This is a genomic window from Streptomyces sp. AM 4-1-1 (assembly GCF_029167625.1).
Taxonomy (GTDB): domain Bacteria; phylum Actinomycetota; class Actinomycetes; order Streptomycetales; family Streptomycetaceae; genus Streptomyces.
Map to the genome: position 1 here is coordinate 5,253,279 of NZ_CP119145.1, position 17,389 is coordinate 5,270,667.

Genomic DNA, 17,389 nt, shown 5'->3' on the forward strand with positions numbered 1-17,389 from the left:
CGCTCCGCCGTACCGCCGACAGAGGGTGCAGGCACGGGCGCACGGCAGCGCGGCGGGCGCATGCCGTCACCGGCCCCGGCCCGTGCCGTGAGTGGAGTGCAGGATTCCTGCAAGCCGTTCGTCCAGCCCCCGGGGCACCTCTGTGACAGGGCCGCGAGCCGTCGCGGCGGGCTCGACCGGACAGCCGGTCCGAGAGAGAGAACCGGGGGATCGAATCGATGGGCTTATCCATGTCGGATGCGCACAGGCGGCACGTTCCGACACGCTTGGATTCCGAACGATGGATCACACGCAAGATCCACAGGAGGCTGCTGGTGGTCGTGCACACGGTGACCGCGGGGCAGCGACTGCTGGAGGCGATCCACCTGTTGCAGGGCGATTCGCGCATCCTGGTCTGCTTCACGGCGGGCCCCGATGTCTTCAGCAGCGGTGTGGAGGAATTCCTGGAAGGTCTGCGCGGCCTGGTGCTGCCGTGGGACCAGGCCGTGCAGACGGAGTTCGACCTGGCGCTGGCCGCCGGTCACGGAGGGCTGCACGAGCTGCACGCGCCGGTGATCGTGCTTCCGCACGGGGCCGGGCACAACAAGTTCGTGCCCGCGGGGGGACGCGGACGCGAGGTGGCGGAGCGCGGTGTCTACGGACTCAGCCGGCAGCGGCTGATCCGGGACGGAAGGGTGATACCCGAGGCGATCGTGCTGGCGCACCACGAGGAACTGACCCGGCTGGGCCGTGAATGCCCGGAGGCCGTGCCGGTCGCCGAGGTCGTCGGCGACCCCTGCTACGACCGGATGACCGCGAGCATCGCGTCGCGGGCGCTGTACCGGGAGGCCCTGCACGTCAGGAGCAGGCAGCGGCTCGTCGTGGCGTGCTCCACCTGGGGGCCGCGCTCGTTGCTCGGGCAGCGCTGGGAGCTCCTGGAGCGGCTGGTGACCGAGCTGCCCCAGGACGAGTACCGGGTCGCCCTGCTGATGCATCCCCATGTGTGGACGGCCCACAGCGAGTGGCAGATCCTCAGCTGGCTGGCCGTGCTGGAGAGCCTGGGGCTCATCGTGATCAGTCCGTACGCGGACTGGATCGGAGCGCTCGTCGCGGCCGACTACATCGTGGGCGACCACGGTTCGGTGTCGCTGTACGGGGCGATGACCGGGGTGCCCGTCCTGATGGGAAACCTCCCGGACGCCGATGTCGACCCCGGGTCGCCGCTGGCCGAACTGGGCTCGTTCGCCCCCCGGGTGCGTGACGACCGCCCCCTGCACCGGCAGCTCAGCCGCAGCTCCACGACGTACCATCCGCACCGTCACGCGCAGGTGGCGCGCCGCATCTCCTCCGAGCCCGGACAGTTCGCGCCCCGGATGCGCGCGCTGATCTACCGCAAGCTCCGGCTGCGGGCTCCCGCCGTACGCCTGGACACGGAGCCGGCCCCCCTGCCGTTCACGGCGGGCCGTCACCGGGCGGGGGGTGCCTGATGAGGGCGCCGGACATGCTCGTGGCGGACATGGCCGAAGCCGCGCGGGCGCAGACACCGGGCCGCCGGGTCCGGGTGACGCTGGGGCACCCCGATCTCGGGTCCCCGGTCGTCGACGAGCACACGCGGGTCGCGCTTCCCGCACCGGGGCCATGGGCCCGACTCGCCGATGTGCTGCTCGGCAGGGGGCAAGGGGAGCGCTGCGCGGCCGAGTTGGCGGCCTGCCATCCGGGGGCCCTGGTCGTGGCGGTGCACAGCGGCCGGGCGTGCTGGCTGCGGATCGGTGCCGGCCCGGCGTACGACGCGGCCGACGACGGCGGACTCGTGGTCACCCTGAACTCACAGCGGATGGCCTCGGAAGCGCTGTGGGGGGTGTGGGCCTCGCTGGCCCACACCTGGCTGGTGGCGGGGCTGCCGGTCGCGGCGCTCGGCTCGGCGTCGGTACGGCTGCTGAGATCCGCGTCGCCTCACCCGTCGGTGCCGGGCTCCCCGGTACGGGGTCCGGCGACCGTCCTGTCCCCGGTGAGGTCCGTCGGCCCGCCTGGCCCGTCCAGTTGTTCGAGCCGTATCCGCACGGCTTTCGCCGCCGGTGACTCCGAACGGCCGGCCGTCGAGTAGAGGTCCCACGCTTCCCGGTAGTGGTCCCTGGAGAGTTCGTACCGCCCGCGCCGTTCGGCGAGGTCGGCCAGGCTCTCCAGGGCGCGAGCCGCCTCGTAGGCGGCGGCCATGCCACGCAGGGTGGCCAGTGCGGCCAGGAGCCGGTCCTCGGCCCGGTCGAGCAGACCCCGGCCGATGCAGGCGCGGCCCAGCAGGACGGCGGCGCGTGCGGCGTTGTACGCGTCCCCGGTGTCCAGCAGCGTGGTGTACGCCGCTTCGGCGTCGGCGGCCGCCCGCTCATGGTGGCCTTCGGCCAGTGTCACATCCGCCAGATTGAGCCGGGCCAGCCCACCGGCCCTGGGATCGCCGTGTCCCGGCAGTTCGGCGGCGGCCAGCGCGAAGCACTCGGCCGCCTTGTCGAGCCGGCCGAGCCGCTGATGGGCCAGCCCCCGGTAGTTGAGGGTCCGGGCCGCCCCCGGCGCGTCCCCGCTGTCCCGGAATCTCCGCGCGGCCCGCTCGAACATCCCCAGGGCCCGCTCGTGGTTCCCCATGCCCAGCTCGCCCAGCCCGCCCGAGGTGAGCATGCGGCACACGGCGGGCGCGTCGTCCGTCTCCTCCGCCGCGGCCAGCCCCTCCTCGTGCGCGGCGCGCCAGTGCTCGTAGAACTTCCGCCGCGGGAAGAGCGGCCACATGGCGTCGGCGAGCTGCCAGGCGACGGCCCCGAAACCCGCCGGACGTGCGAGGCGGATCACCGCCATAAGAGTGGGCAGTTCGCCCTCCAGCCAGTCCAGCGCGGTGTCGGCGTCGTCGCCGAGGTCCGCCACGACCACCGGCCCCGCCCCGTACCCCCGCGGCAGCGTGCGGTGCTGGGGGTCGATGATCTCCTCCGCGCGGGTGGCGGTGGCGAGGTAGTGGTCGGCGACGCGCCGCAGGGCGAGACCGCGCTCGCCCGGGGTCTCGTCGGCGGACAGCCGCGCCATCGCGTGCAGCCGTACGAGATCGTGGAAGCGGTAGCGCTCCTCACCGATGTCGATGAGCAGATTGGCGTCGTGCAGCAGGTCCAGCGGTTCCGCGGCGTCCTCGCCCAGCGCGGCCTCCGCGGCCGCGGCCCCGAACTCCGGGCCGGGATGCAGCCCCAGCAACCGGTAGAGCCGCGCCGCGGCCGGGGGCAGCCCGTGGTAGGAGAGGTCCAGTGCGGCCCGTACGTTGTGGTCGCCTTCGATGGCCAGTGTCTCCAGTCGGTTGTGTTCCTCGGCCAGCGCCCGCACCATCGTGGTGAGGTGGCGGCGCGGACGCGCCGCGAGACGCGCGCCGGCGATGCGGACGGCGAGCGGCAGCCCCGCGCACAGCTCCACCAGGGCGCGGGCCTCCTCCGGCTGGGCGGCGACCCGGTCGTCGGCGAGGGTGGCCGCGAGCAGCTCGACCGCCGCCTCCGGGTCGAGGGGCCCGAGATGGATCATGTAGCAGCCGTCGACGCTCAGCCCGGGGACCCGCCACCGGCTGGTCACCACGGTCACGTTCCGGCCCCCCGGCAGCAGGGGCCGCACCTGGGCCGCGCTGACCGCGTCGTCGAGCAGCACCACGAGCCGCCTGTCGGACATCAACGAGCGGTACAGCGCGGACCGTTCGGCGAGCCCGGACGGAACCTGCCCGGCGGGCACACCCAGCGAACGCAGAAAGCGGCTCAGTACCTCGGCGGGGTCCGCGGGTTCGCCGGAGGACTGCGCGCCCAGCGTCGCGTACAACTGGCCCCCCGGGAAGAGCGGTCGCAGTGTGTGCAGCCAGGCCAGCGCGACCGCGGTCTTGCCGACCCCGCCCAGACCGCTGACCGCGGCCAGCGTCGGATGCCCCCGTTCCTCGGCGAGGCGGCGGCAGTGCTCCAGAGCGTCCAGCTCGGCCACGCGGTCGGTGAGGGGGGCCGAGGGGGGAAGCTGCCACGGCGCTCGCGGTTCCGGCGGTTCTCCCGCCGTGCGGTCCCCGGTCGTGCGGTCTCCCGTCGTGCGGTCTCCCGTCGTGTGGATGTGGATTCCACCGTGGACGGTGCCCGCCTGTACGGCCGGGCCGTCCACCGTACCGCTCAGCTCGTTGTGGCCGTCGCTTTCACGCCCCCGCATTCAGCCCCCTCCGAACGTCCGATCCGAGCCGTTCCGAAAGACATCCTTTCCGTCTTTCCGCACAAGCAATCGATAGGCGGCGCGCGGTGGCGCTCGGTCTCTCCTCCGCCTCTCCTTCGTCTCTCCACGGAGACCATTAAGGCCGCCGGGTGACCGTGCCGGTGCTGGCATATGCCATTGGTATGGGTCAATCGGATACTCCGACCGATCCGTCGCCCCGGAGCGCCCATGTCGGCGGTACGGGCGGTGTGGGGGAGGCCGGATGTGCGGCAGGCGCGGGTCCCGTGTCAGCGGCCCACGGTCCGCCGAACGGCTCGACGGCCCTGCTTCGCGAGGTGTGCGCGCCAACGTCCTTATGGAGAAGCGGAGTTGTCCAGACCATTTGCCGTCCGGCTTGACGAAACTTGCCAAGTGCCGGTGGGCCGAGGCATTTCGTTGACGAGGGCATGACGACATGTGAGTGTTCGGTCGCTCGATCACGGGCACCCCCGGCGCGGACGTCTCGACGACGCGCCTGCCGGGTGAGCGCGCCCACGACGCACCGCCCGTGATCGGGGACCCCACGACCCGAGGAGCCTCGATGAAACGCAGACCGATGACGGCCGGGACAACCCTGGCCGTCCTCGCCGGAATGCTGGTCGCGACCGGTGCCCAGTCGGCTTCGGCGGACCCGTCCCCGCCCGCCCCGACCGCCCCGACCGCGCTCTCGGCAGCCGTCACGGCGGCCGACCGGGCCGCCGCCGGCGGACTGGACGCCCTGGCCAAGGGGCCCGAGGAGCGGTACGAGCGGCAGAACGTGACTCCCTGGGTCAACGGCCTCTACTCCGTCGCGTACGAGCGCACCTACCGCGGCCTCCCGGTCGTCGGCGGCGACGCCGTCGTCGTGGCCGACGGCAAGGGCCGCGTCCGCGGCTCCCAGTCGGCGACGTCCCGGCGGATCAACGTCCCCACCACCGCCACCGTCTCCGCGGCGACCGCCGAGGCCACCTCGCGCAAGAAGCTCCTCCACGTCGACAAGGTCGAGTCGCGGCGCCTCGTCGTCAAGGCCACCGAGAAGACCTCCAGGCTGGCCTGGGAGACGGTCCTCAGGGGCCGCACCGCCAAGGCGCCGAGCCGGCTGCACGTCTTCGTGGACGCGGGCAGCGGCACGGTCCTCGACAGCTACGACGACGTCAAGGCCGGTACGGGCAACAGCAAGTGGAACGGCCCCAACCCGCTCACCATCGACACCACCGGCTCGGGCAGCAGCTACTCCCTGCGCGACCCGAAGCGCACCGGCCTCACCTGCGCCGACTACAACGGCGGCGTCTTCACCAAGTCCACCGACTCCTGGGGCACCGGCAACCCCACCAGCCGTGAGACCGGCTGCGTCGACGTCATGTGGGCCGCCCAGCACGAATGGGACATGCTCAAGGACTGGCTCGGCCGCAACGGCCACGACGGGAACGGCCGCAGCTGGCCCGTCAAGGTCGGTCTGAACGACGTCAACGCCTACTGGGACGGTTCGTCCATCTCCATCGGCCACAACCAGGCCAACGAGTGGATCGGCGCGATGGACGTGGTGGGCCACGAGTTCGGCCACGGCATCGACCAGTACACCCCCGGCGGCGCGAACAACGAGTCCGGGCTCGGCGAGGCGACCGGCGACATCATGGGCGCCCTGACCGAGGCGTACACCAACGAGCCCGCCCCGTACGACGACCCCGACTACACCGTCGGCGAGAAGATCAACCTCGTCGGCCAGGGCCCGATCCGGATCATGTACAACCCGGGCCAGATCGGCGACCCCAACTGCTACAGCTCCTCGATACCCAACACCGAGGAGCACGCGGCGGCCGGGCCGCTCAACCACTGGTTCTACCTCCTCGCCGAGGGCACCAACCCGGGCAACGGCAAGCCCACCAGCCCCACCTGCAACAACACCACGCTCAGCGGCGTCGGCATCCAGAGCGCCGGCAAGGTCTTCTACGGCGGCATGCTGCTCAAGACCAGCGGCATGACGTACAAGCGCTACCGCACCGCCACGCTCACGTCGGCCAAGAACCTCGACAGCAGCTGTGACCTCTACAACCGCACCAAGGCCGCCTGGGACGCCATCAGCGTGCCCGCGCAGACCGGCGACCCGACCTGCGCCGCCAGCAACAACGACTTCTCGCTGTCGCTGAACCCGGCCAACGCCTCGGTGCAGCCCGGTAGTTCGGCCACCTCCACGGTCGGCACCACCGTGACCGCGGGCAGCGCCCAGACCGTGGCGCTCACCGCGACCGGCCAGCCCAGCGGCGTGACCGTGTCGTTCAGCCCGTCCAGTGTCCAGGCCGGCTCCTCGTCGACCATGACCGTCTCGACGACGTCCTCCGTCGCGGCCGGTACGTACAGCATCACGGTGAAGGGCGCAGGCACCCAGACCCACACCGCCCAGTACACGCTGACCGTGGGCGGCGGCGGCAACCCCGGCGGTGGCGCCCCCGACATCAGTGTGGCGAACGTCCAGGCCCACCTGACGCAGTTCAACACCATCGCCTCGCAGAACGGCGGCAACCGCCGCGCGGCCAGCGCCGGTTACACCGCGTCCGTCGCGTACGTCAAGGGCAAGCTCCAGGCGGCCGGTTACACCGTCAGTGAGCAGACCTGCACCAGCTGCACCTACCGCGGCAACAACCTGATCGCCGACTGGCCCGGTGGCCCGTCCGACCAGACCACCATGTTCGGCGCGCACCTCGACAGCGTCGCCGCCGGTCCCGGCATCAACGACAACGGCTCCGGCTCCGCGGCCCTGCTGGAGAACGCGCTGACCCTCGCCCAGCGGAACCCGACGATGACCAAGCACGTCCGGTTCGCCTGGTGGAACGGTGAGGAGCAGGGCCTCCAGGGTTCGCAGTACTACGTCGGCCAGCTCACGTCCGCCCAGCGCGGTGCCATCAAGGCGTACTACAACTTCGACATGGTCGGCTCGCCCAACGCCGGCTACTTCATCAACAACCTCAACTCCGCGGCCTCGGTCCCGATGAAGGAGTACTGGGACTCGCTGAACCTCAAGCCGGAGGAGAACGTCGAGGGCCAGGGACGGTCCGACGACTACTCCTTCCAGCAGGGCGGCATCCCCACCTCCGGTTACGCATCCGGCGCCGACGCCGTCAAGACCTCGGCGCAGGCCACCAAGTGGGGCGGCACGGCGGGCCGGGGCTACGACTCCTGCTACCACCAGGCGTGCGACACCACCAGCAACATCAACGCGACCGCCCTCGACCGCAGCGCCGACGGCATCGCGTACACCGTGTGGAAGACCTCGGTCGGCAGCACCGCCCCGGCCGACGACTTCTCCGTGACCGTCAACCCGGTCTCCGGCAACGCCCAGCCCGGTGACACGCTCACCGCCACGGTGTCCACGGCGACCACCGGCGGCGCGGCCCAGAGCGTGGCCCTGTCGGCGACCGGCCAGCCCAGCGGCGTCACGGTCTCGTTCGCCCCGTCCACCGTGCAGTCCGGGTCCTCCTCGACCATGACCGTCTCGGTCGGCAGCCAGGTCGCGGCGGGTACGTACACCCTCAACGTGACCGGCACGGGCACGGCCACCCACAGCACCACCTACTCGCTCGTCATCGGTGGCGGCGGCAACTGCCAGCCCCGCCAGGCCGTCACCAACGGCGGCTTCGAGAGCGGCAACACCTCCTGGACCACGACCTCGGGCGTGATCAACAACCGCACCTCCGAGCAGCCCGCGCACAGCGGCTCCTACCAGGCGTGGCTGGGCGGCTGGGGCAGCACCCACAGTGACACCGCGTCCCAGACGGTGACGATCCCGGGTGGCTGCTCGACCTACCAGCTGTCGTTCCACCTGCACACCGACACCGCCGAGGCGGCGGGCTCGCGCGTCGCGTACGACACCTTCACGGTCCAGCTCGGCAACAAGACGCTGGCCTCGTACTCCAACACCGACGCCGGATACGGCTACACGCAGAAGACGTTCGACGTCGGCGCCTACGCCGGCCAGACCGTCACCCTGAAGTTCACCAGCCAGGAGGACGCCTACCTCCAGACGAGCTTCGTCATCGACGACGTGGCCCTGAACGCGAGCTGACACACCGCACGCGGAGCGGCGGGGGCGGGGCGCGCACACGTGCCCCGCCCCCGTCCGTGCGCCCCGGGGGCGTGCGAAGCCGCCCGCGTCGGCGGGGCCGTTCGCCCCGTCCGGACGCGACTCCGGTACGCCGCCTCACGCCGAGCCCCGTACCACCAGCTCCGTCGCCAGCACCACTTCCCGGCGCACCCGGCCGGCCGGCCGCCCCCCTTCGGACATCTCCTCCAGCAGCAGCCGCGCCATCGTCCGGCCCATCTCCTCGACCGGCTGCCGCACACTCGTCAACGGCGGATCGGTGTGCCGCGCCACGATGGAGTCGTCGAACCCGACGACGGCGACGTCCTCGGGCACCCGCCGCCCCGCCCGGCGCAGCACCTGCACCGCGCCCGCCGCCATCACGTCGGAGGCCGCGAACACGGCGTCCAGGTCCGGCCGGCGCCGCAGCAGCGTCCGCATCACCTCCCGGCCGCCCTCCTCGGTGAAGTCGCCGCAGTCCACCAGTGATCCGTCCACGGTGAGGCCCGCCCGCTCCAGCGCCTCGTGGTAGCCGTCGAGCCGGGCACGGGCCGCCTCCATGTCCGGCGGGCCCGTGATGGCCGCCACCACGCGGCAGCCCCGCCCCAGCAGATGCCGCACCGCGCTCCTGGCACCACCCGCGTTGTCCGCGTGGACATGGCTGAGCGTTTCCCCGTCCGAGCGGCGCCCCGCCAGCACCGACGGGATGTCGTACGTCTCCAGGACGCCCGGCAGCGGGTCGTCCCGGTGCACCGACACCAGGAGCACGCCGTCCACCCGACGGGCCGCGAGGTACGCCGTCAGCCGCTCCCGCTCCCGGGCGTCGCGGACCAGGATCAGCAGCAGTTGCAGGTCCGTGCCGGAGAGTCCGGCCGTCACCCCCCGGATGATGTCCGAGAAGTACGGCTCGGCGAACAGCCGGGTCTCCTTCTCGGGCACCACCAGGGCGACCGCGTCCGTTCGACTTGTGACGAGGGTGCGGGCGGCCCGGTCGGGGACGTAACCCAGTTCGGTGACCGCCCGGCGCACGGCGGTCCGTGCCCGTTCGCTGACCCGGGGCGATCCGTTGATCACCCGGGACACCGTGCCGCGGCCGACCCCGGCGCGGGCCGCCACGGCGTCCAGCGTCGGCCGGGCGCCGCCGCCGGACGTGGGGGGCGGGTCTGCGGTGCGACTCATCAAATGACCTTTCGGCGGGCGGACATGGGAGCGCTCACGGCGGCGCGGACGGTCATCTCCGGTACGGCGCGCGGCGCCTCGGCCGGCGAGCCGTGGCCGAACCGCCCGGTGCCAGGTCGGACCGGGTGCGCGACGGCCCGTCACCCCGTCCGGCGGGGCCGCCGCTTCGTCCGGCCCGGGAGCGCGCGGGACACGCTACGGAAACAGAACCGACTTCAACTCTTGACACTCGCCCCTCCGAGGCAGCAACCTTCCGGCAACACCTCGTGGGATCGCTCCCACAGCCTACCCGGGGCGCGAACCACCCCTGAGGACGGCACCATCCGCACCTCCGCGCACAGCACTTGGCACCCGCCCCACCAGTACGTATGTCATGACCTGGCCCCCGTGAGCCGAGGATCGAGCGATCCGGCGAGCGAGGGCCGGGACCCTCGCCCGGCTTCCGCCGGACCCGTCCCCGGCCCGGCCCCCGACCCTGTCCCACCCGGAACAAGGAGTAGTGGAATGCGCATCACCCGCACCCCCGGCCGTCGAGGCCGCAGAGCCGCGGCCCTCGCCACCTCGGCGCTGACGGCCTCGGCCGTGCTGCTGACCGGTTGCAGCAGTGACCCGGACGACTCCGCGGACAGCTCCGACGCGAACGGCGCGATCACCCTGACCGTGGCCGACTTCGGGCAGTTCGGCTACAAGGAGGCCGGTCTGTTCGCCAAGTACCACGAGCTGCACCCGGAGATAACGGTCAAGGAGGACGTCACGGCCGAGGAGAAGGTCTACTACCCCAAGTTCCTCCAGCAGCTCAACACGGGCAGCGGTCTCGCCGACGTCCAGGGCATCGAGGTCGGCCGCATCAAGGAGATCGTCGACACCAAACAGGACGCGTTCGCCGACCTCGGCAAGGTGATCGACACCAAGGAATGGGTCTCCTGGAAGGCGCTCCAGGCCACCGGCTCCGACGGCAAGGTGATCGGCGCCGGGACCGACATCGGCCCGATGTCCCTGTGCTACCGGCGCGACCTGTTCGAGCGGGCCGGGCTGCCGAGCGACCGCGAAGAGGTGGCCAAGAAGGTGGCCGGCGGCTGGCAGGACTACCTGAAGCTGGGCGAGGAGTACAAGAAGAAGGCGCCCGAGGGCACGTACTTCATGGACTCCGCCAGCGCGATGTACAACGCCGTGGTCAGCTCGAACGCCAAGCAGTACTACGACGAGTCGGGCAAGGCGATCTACAAGGACAGCGCGGGCGTCCAGCAGGGCTGGGACCTCGCCGCCGAGACCGCGGCCAAGGGGCTCTCCCAGGGCCTCGCCCAGTTCGACACCGGCACCTGGGTCCCCGCCCTGCGCAAGGGCACCATCGCGACCGTGGCCTGCCCGGCCTGGATGGCCGGACAGATCTCCACCAACTCCGGTGACGCCTACAAGGGCAAGTGGGACATCGCCCGCACCCCCGGCTCCACGGCCGCCAACTGGGGCGGCTCCTTCCTGTCCGTGCCCAGGAGCGGCAAGCACGTGAAGGAGGCCGGTGAGCTGGTCAAGTGGCTGACCGCCCCGGAGCAGCAGGCCGCGGTCTTCAAGGCGATCGGGCTCTTCCCGTCGAACAAGGGCGCCTACGAGCTGCCGGACGTCAAGGACGCGAAGCTCGCGTACTTCAACGACGCGCCGATCGGTGAGATCTACGCGGACGAGGCCAACACCATCCCCGAGGCCGTACTCGGCCGCAAGGACGGCGTGATCAAGGACATCATCTCCACCCAGATCACGAACATGGAGCAGCGCGGCACCAGCCCCGACGACGCCTGGTCCGCCGCGACCAAGGCCATCGACAAGGCGATCGGCTGACCCCCGGCCGGGGGGGCGGCCCCGCCCGCCCCCCCGCCCGGTCCCTTCCGCTCCGCCCGCCCGCGCGCGTCTCCGCCCGCCGGCCCGGCCCTCCGCTCCGCCCGCCCGCGCACCCGAATCCGACACCGTCCCGGGACCCGACGACAGGTCCGCCCGCCCGCCGTGTCGGTACACCTCAGGGAAGGACTCCCACCCGTGGCAACCTCGACCCCGACCCGGGGCGCGCACGAATCGCCGCCCCGGGGCCCCGCACCGAAGCCCGTGGCCCCGGGCCGCCAGGCATGGCGGAGCCGGCTGTGGCGGTTCGACGACAAGGCGTCGCCGTACGCGTACATCGCACCGTTCTTCCTCGTCTTCGGCGCCTTCGGGCTCTACCCGCTCCTCTACACGGGCTGGATCGCTCTGCACCGGGTGGAGATGACCGGCCTCGACCGGATGGAGTGGGTCGGCTGGGACAACTTCGGCCGCATCCTCCACGACGCCGAGTTCTGGACCGCCGTCAGCAACACCTTCCTGATCGGTGTCATGTCGACCGTCCCGCAACTGCTCGTCGCGCTCGGCCTGGCCCATCTGCTCAACTACCGGCTGCGCGCCAGCACCTTCTGGCGCACCCTGATCCTCACCCCGTACGCCACCTCCGTGGCCTCGGCCGCCCTCGTCTTCGCCCTGGTGTTCCGGGCCGACGGCGGGCTGCTGAACTGGGTGCTGCACTTCGTCGGCTTCGGCGACACCAACTGGACCAACGGGCACTGGACTTCGAAGATCGCCATCTCGGTGATCGTGATCTGGCGGTGGACGGGCTACAACACCCTGATCTACCTGGCCGCGATGCAGGCCGTCCCGTCCGATCTGTACGAAGCGGCCTCGCTCGACGGGGCCTCGCGCTGGCAGCAGTTCCGCAACGTGACGATTCCGGCGCTGCGGCCGACGATCCTCTTCACGATCGTCATCTCGACGATCGGTTCCATGCAGTTGTTCGGTGAACCCCTGCTGCTCGAAGGCGGCACCCTCGGCGCCCAGGGCGGCAACGAGAACCAGTACGAGACGCTGAGTGTCTACCTCTACAACTACGGCTGGAATCTGGGGCATCTCGGACCGGCCGCCGCGGTGGCCTGGGCGATGCTCGCCCTGCTGTTGCTGATCGCCGCGATCAACTGGCTCTTCAGCCGCCTCACGCGCACGTCCGCGGCCTGACCGGGAGCGATGACCCATGACCACGACCAGCCCCAGCCCCACACCCGGCCCACTCGCCGTCCCCGGCCCCGGCCGTGCGGAGGACCCGCCCGCCGGGACCCGTGGACCCGGCCGGTTCCGGCCGGGCGCGGGACGCCAGTTGCACGGCGGCCCGTTCGCCTACCTCGCCCTGATCGTCGTCGGCATCGGTTCGGTCCTGCCGCTGTACTGGACCCTCGTCGCCGCGTCCCACACCCAGGACGAGGTCCTGGACACCACCCCGCCGTTCCTGCCGGGCGGCCGCCTGGCGCACAACCTCCAGGCCGCCTGGGAACAGGCCCACCTGGGCAAGGCCATCCTCAACAGCTTCATGGTCTCCAGCTGCGTCACCGCGGCGACGCTCTTCTTCTGCACCCTCGCCGGCTACGCCTTCGCCAAGATGCGCTTCCGGGGGCGCGGCTGGCTGATGACCGCGGTCATCGCCACCCTGACGATCCCGCCGCAGCTCAGCGTCGTACCGCTGTTCATGATGATGTCCGACCTCGGCTGGGGCGGACGGCTGGAGTCGGTGATCTTCCCGACCCTGGTCAGCGCGTTCGGCGTCTTCTTCATGCGGCAGTACCTGAGCGAGGCGCTGCCGTACGAACTCGTCGAGGCGGCCAAGGTGGACGGGGCGAACAACGCCCGCGTCGTGTGGAGCATCGTGCTCCCGGTGGCCCGGCCCGCCATGATGGTGCTGGGCATGCTCACCTTCGTACAGGCGTGGAACGACTTCTTCTGGCCGTACCTCGCCCTCAACCAGCAGAACCCCACGCTCCAGGTGGCGCTCGGCCAGCTGAGCGCGTCGTTCACCCCCGACCAGAGCATCGTCATGGCGGGCGCGCTGATCAGCACACTGCCGCTGCTCGTGGTGTTCGTCGTCTTCGGCAAGCGGATCGTCGGAGGCATCATGTCCGGCGCCGTCAAGGGCTGACGCACCGCACGCCGGCCCGCCGGCCCGCCGTCCCGTCCGGGCCCGTACGCCCCCGCCCACCGCGTCCCGTACGGGCCGGACGCCCCACCCCGCACACCTCCACCTCCTGCCCAGTCCACCTCCTGCCCAGTACCCGACGCACTCATGGGAGCGCTCTCGCATGACCGCCGTACGCTCAGAGACCACACCGCAGCAGGCCACCGCCGCGCCCCGGTTCCCCACCGGGTTCGTCTGGGGGGCGGCCACCGCCGCCTACCAGGTGGAGGGCGCCGCCGCCGAGGCGGGCCGCACCCCCTCCATCTGGGACACCTTCAGCCGCACCCCGGGCAAGGTCCACAACGGCGACACCGGTGACGTCGCCGCCGACCACTACCACCGCTACCGCGACGACGTGCGCCTCATGAGGGAACTGGGCCTGGACGCCTACCGGTTCTCCATCTCCTGGTCCCGGGTGCAGCCCACCGGCCGCGGCCCCGCCGTCGAACGCGGGCTGGACTTCTACCGCAGGCTCACCGACGAACTCCTCGAAGCGGGCATCGCCCCCGTCGCGACCCTCTACCACTGGGACCTGCCGCAGGAGTTGGAGGACGCGGGCGGCTGGCCGGTCCGCGAGACCGCCGACCGCTTCGCCGACTACGCCGCCCTCATGGCGGACGCGCTCGGTGACCGGGTCGGGATGTGGACGACCCTCAACGAGCCGTGGTGCTCGGCGTTCCTCGGTTACGGGTCAGGGGTGCACGCCCCGGGCCGCACCGACGCCTCGGCCACGCTGCGCGCGGCCCACCACCTCAATCTCGCCCACGGCCGGGCGGTCGGAGCCCTGCGCGACCGGCTCCCGGCCACCGCGCAGACCTCGATCACCCTCAACCTGCACCAGGTGAGGCCGCTCACCGACAGCCCGGCCGACGCGGACGCGGCCCGCCGGATCGACGCCGTCGGCAACCGGATCTTCACCGGTCCGATCCTGGACGGCGCCTACCCCGACGACCTGCTGGCCGACACCGCGCACGTGGTGGACTGGTCGAAGCTGGTCCACGACGGAGACCTGGCCGCCATCTTCCGGCCGATCGACGTGCTGGGCGTCAACTACTACGCCCCCACGATCGTTTCGGCCCCCACCTCGGGTGCGGGCGACACCCGCGACGACGGCCACGGGCAGAGCGACCACTCGCCGTGGACCGGGTCCGAGCACATCGCCTTCCACCTCGCCGAGGGCAGGCCGCGCACCGCGATGAACTGGGCGATCGACCCCGAGGGACTGCACGACCTGCTCCTCGACGTCAGCCGCGACCACCCGGGCCTGCCGCTGATGGTCACCGAGAACGGCGCCGCCTTCGACGACCACGTGTCGCCCGAGGGAACGGTGGCGGACCCGGAGCGCATCGACTATCTGCGCGGTCACCTCGACGCGGTGCGCCGGGCGATCGAGGACGGCGCCGATGTCCGGGGCTACTTCCTGTGGTCGCTCATGGACAACTTCGAGTGGGCGTACGGCTATTCGAAGCGCTTCGGGGCCGTGTACGTCGACTACGCCTCGCAGCTGCGCATCCCCAAGGCCAGCGCGTACTGGTACGCCGATGTGATCCGCCGCCATGGTCTGCCCGCCCCGGAGGAGCGGAGCTGATCGACGGGCTCCGGTGATGTGACGCCGCACGGATTCCCAGGCGCGTCGCGTCCCGTCCGCGGAGGTGGTACCGGTCGGCTCACCCGCGCCGACGGCCCGGGGGCCCGCGGCGGACGGGCACCCGTCCGCCGCGGGCCCCCGGGGGCGACGGCCTCCTCACTCCTCGTGTGCCGCGCGGTGGGCCTCGGCCAGTTCGACGTACAGCGTGCTGTTGAGGGTGATGCCCTCGCGTTGCTCGTCGGTCAACAGCCGCTCGACCTTGCGGGTACGCCCGCGATCGGCGACCCCGGGGGCAGCCGCGTTTCCCGGGGTACCAGGGGCCGTGCGGCGACCGCCGGGCCGGCGCCGATCGCCGCGCCGTCGAGTACGGTCGCCCCCAGGCCGGAAGTCGGCCCGGTCACGGGGTCGCCCGGCCGGGAGCGGCCTGGTCGAGGATCGGTACGAGCAGGCCGGGCCGCCTGCCGTAGCGTCGCCACTCACGCGGGTATCCCAGCGAGACCTCCTGGTGGGGGACGCCGTCGTAGTGGGTCAGCCGGGGGATGTGCAGATGCCCGTAGACCACGGCCGCCGCGCGGAACCGGGTCGGCCAGTCCGCCGTGGCGGTCGTACCGCACCACTGGGCGAACTCCGGATAGTGCAGGATGTCCGTCGGTTCGCGGCGCAGCGGGAAGTGGTTGACCAGCACGGTCGGTACGTCGGCAGGCAGCGCCTCCAGCCGGGCCAGGGTGGACTCGACGCGTGCCCGGCACCAGTCGTCCCGGGTCGGATACGGGTCGGGATGCAGCATGTACTCGTCGGTGCAGACGATTCCGGCCTCCTCCGCCAGCGCGAGCCCCGACGCCTTGTCGTCCGCCCCCTTCGGCCGGAACGAGTAGTCGTAGAGGACGAAGAGCGGGGCGATCACCACCGGGCCGCCCGCACCGGTCCAGACCGGATACGGGTCCTCCGGTGTGACGACTCCCAACTCCCGGCATATCGACACCAGATGGTCGTACCGCCGAGCGCCCCGGAGCCGTACCGGGTCGTCCGGGGTGGTCCACAGCTCGTGGTTGCCCGGCACCCACACGACCTTGGCGAACCGCCGGCTCAGCAGCTCCAGGGTCCACCGGATGTCCCTGCTGTCCTCGCCGACGTCCCCGGCGAGCAACAGCCAGTCGTCGTCCGAATCCGGCCGGATGCCCTCGACGATCTCCTTGTTCTCCGCGTACCGGACATGGAGGTCGCTGACCGCCAACAGGCGCCCGCCGTGGGCGCGTTCGGTCCCCGCCGCCGCTTCGGAAGTGCTCATGCCGGGTCCCCCTGCGACGTACGGACCCGGGCGAACGCGTCGATCTCCCGGTTGACCTCGGCCGGGTGTTCGGTGAGGAAGAAGTGCCCGCCCGGGTGGGTGCTCAGCGTGCAGCTCCCCGAGGTGTGGGCCGCCCAGTCGGCGGCCTCGTCGGCTGTCACCTGGGGGTCCGCGTCACCGGTCAGCACCAGGAGTGGCGCGCTGATCCGGGAGGCGCCGGGGCGGCAGCGGTACGTCTCGGCGGCCTTGTAGTCGCTCCGCAGGGAGGGCAGCACCATCCGTACGATGTCCGGGTCGCGCAGCATCCGGGTGTCCGTCCCGGCCAGCCGCTCCAACTCCGCGATCAGCGCCCGGTCGTCCCGCTCGTGGACCCGGTCCGGACGGGTGCGCGACGGTGCCCGGCGTCCCGACGCGATCAGTCCGGAGACCTCGGTCCCGGCCCCTTCCAGCCGTACGGCCACCTCGAACGCCACCGAGGCGCCGAGGCTGTGACCGAACAGGGTCAACGGCCGGTGATCGATCCACGGCCGCAACTCGGCCGACACGAGGTCCGCGAGTTCATGGACGTCCTCCACCGGGGCCTCGCCGCTGCGGTCCTGCCGGCCCGGGTACTGCACGCACAGCACGTCGAGCGAGGGGGTCAGTGCGCGGACCATCGGCAGGAAGTAGCCCGCCGAACCGCCCGCGTGCGGGAAACACACCAGTTGGGCGGGGGCGGCGGGGGCGGGCCGGAACCGCCAAATCCATTGTCTGTCACGCTCCACTGCTGCGTTGCTCACTCGGTTTCCCTTCGACGACGCGGTCGGCGGGCGTCCGGGCGTCTCCCCGAGCGCCGTGACACCGCGGGGGACTCCGTACACCCCCTTGGCGGTGAGGTGGACGATCGGTCGCGCAGAGGCGGCCGGGCGGCGCGTGGGACGACCGGGCCGCCGGACGGTCCGGTCGGTCCCACGCGCCACCGCCTCGCTCCTCAGTATCCCCGCGCGTCCGTCCCGGAGGACGATCTCTCACCGATGAGCACCGTCTCGGGCGACGACACCGGGTGCCCCG

At 71.8% G+C, this 17,389-nt stretch carries 10 protein-coding genes and 1 pseudogene; 6 read left to right on the plus strand and 5 right to left on the minus strand.

The window, feature by feature from the left end:
• Window positions 1-218 precede the first annotated feature (218 nt).
• Window positions 219-1,466: a hypothetical protein gene (locus PZB75_RS22415; protein WP_275537086.1), complete on the plus strand. Its 1,248-nt coding sequence runs from the start codon at window positions 219-221 to the stop codon at window positions 1,464-1,466.
• Window positions 1,467-1,932: 466 nt separating this feature from the next.
• On the opposite strand, the gene PZB75_RS22420 is transcribed toward PZB75_RS22415, so the two are convergent.
• Window positions 1,933-4,176, minus strand: coding sequence for a tetratricopeptide repeat protein (locus tag PZB75_RS22420; protein WP_275537087.1), 2,244 nt, complete (start codon window positions 4,174-4,176; stop codon window positions 1,933-1,935).
• 595 nt (window positions 4,177-4,771) lie between these two features.
• Here PZB75_RS22420 and PZB75_RS22425 point away from each other — a divergent pair.
• A complete protein-coding gene (locus PZB75_RS22425; RefSeq protein ID WP_275538821.1) occupies window positions 4,772-8,254 on the plus strand; it encodes a M28 family peptidase in 3,483 nt (1,160 codons plus the stop codon).
• Window positions 8,255-8,389: 135 nt separating this feature from the next.
• On the opposite strand, the gene PZB75_RS22430 is transcribed toward PZB75_RS22425, so the two are convergent.
• A complete protein-coding gene (locus PZB75_RS22430) occupies window positions 8,390-9,448 on the minus strand; it encodes a LacI family DNA-binding transcriptional regulator (RefSeq protein ID WP_275537088.1) in 1,059 nt (352 codons plus the stop codon).
• Between the two features lie 504 nt (window positions 9,449-9,952).
• Between PZB75_RS22430 and PZB75_RS22435 the strand changes: the two genes are divergently transcribed.
• From PZB75_RS22435 to PZB75_RS22450, 4 genes are all read left to right on the plus strand, one after another.
• Window positions 9,953-11,281, plus strand: coding sequence for an extracellular solute-binding protein (locus PZB75_RS22435; protein ID WP_275537089.1), 1,329 nt, complete (start codon window positions 9,953-9,955; stop codon window positions 11,279-11,281).
• A gap of 195 nt (window positions 11,282-11,476) precedes the next feature.
• Window positions 11,477-12,475 (plus strand): sugar ABC transporter permease, encoded by a 999-nt coding sequence (locus PZB75_RS22440; protein WP_275537090.1) that lies wholly within the window; start codon window positions 11,477-11,479, stop codon window positions 12,473-12,475.
• Window positions 12,476-12,491: 16 nt separating this feature from the next.
• Window positions 12,492-13,427 (plus strand): carbohydrate ABC transporter permease, encoded by a 936-nt coding sequence (locus tag PZB75_RS22445; protein ID WP_275537091.1) that lies wholly within the window; start codon window positions 12,492-12,494, stop codon window positions 13,425-13,427.
• Window positions 13,428-13,587: 160 nt separating this feature from the next.
• Entirely contained in the window at window positions 13,588-15,051 is a 1,464-nt protein-coding gene (locus tag PZB75_RS22450) for a GH1 family beta-glucosidase (RefSeq protein ID WP_275537092.1), read from the plus strand.
• Between the two features lie 156 nt (window positions 15,052-15,207).
• Here the strand turns inward: PZB75_RS22450 and PZB75_RS22455 are convergent.
• From PZB75_RS22455 to PZB75_RS22465, 3 genes and pseudogenes are all read right to left on the minus strand, one after another.
• A pseudogene (locus PZB75_RS22455) lies at window positions 15,208-15,434 on the minus strand (gamma carbonic anhydrase family protein); the annotation flags it as partial.
• Between the two features lie 14 nt (window positions 15,435-15,448).
• Entirely contained in the window at window positions 15,449-16,339 is an 891-nt protein-coding gene (locus PZB75_RS22460; protein WP_275537093.1) for a metallophosphoesterase, read from the minus strand.
• Window positions 16,336-17,118: an alpha/beta fold hydrolase gene (locus PZB75_RS22465; RefSeq protein ID WP_275537094.1), complete on the minus strand. Its 783-nt coding sequence runs from the start codon at window positions 17,116-17,118 to the stop codon at window positions 16,336-16,338. The genes PZB75_RS22460 and PZB75_RS22465 overlap by 4 nt, the downstream gene beginning before the upstream one ends.
• Window positions 17,119-17,389 lie beyond the last annotated feature (271 nt).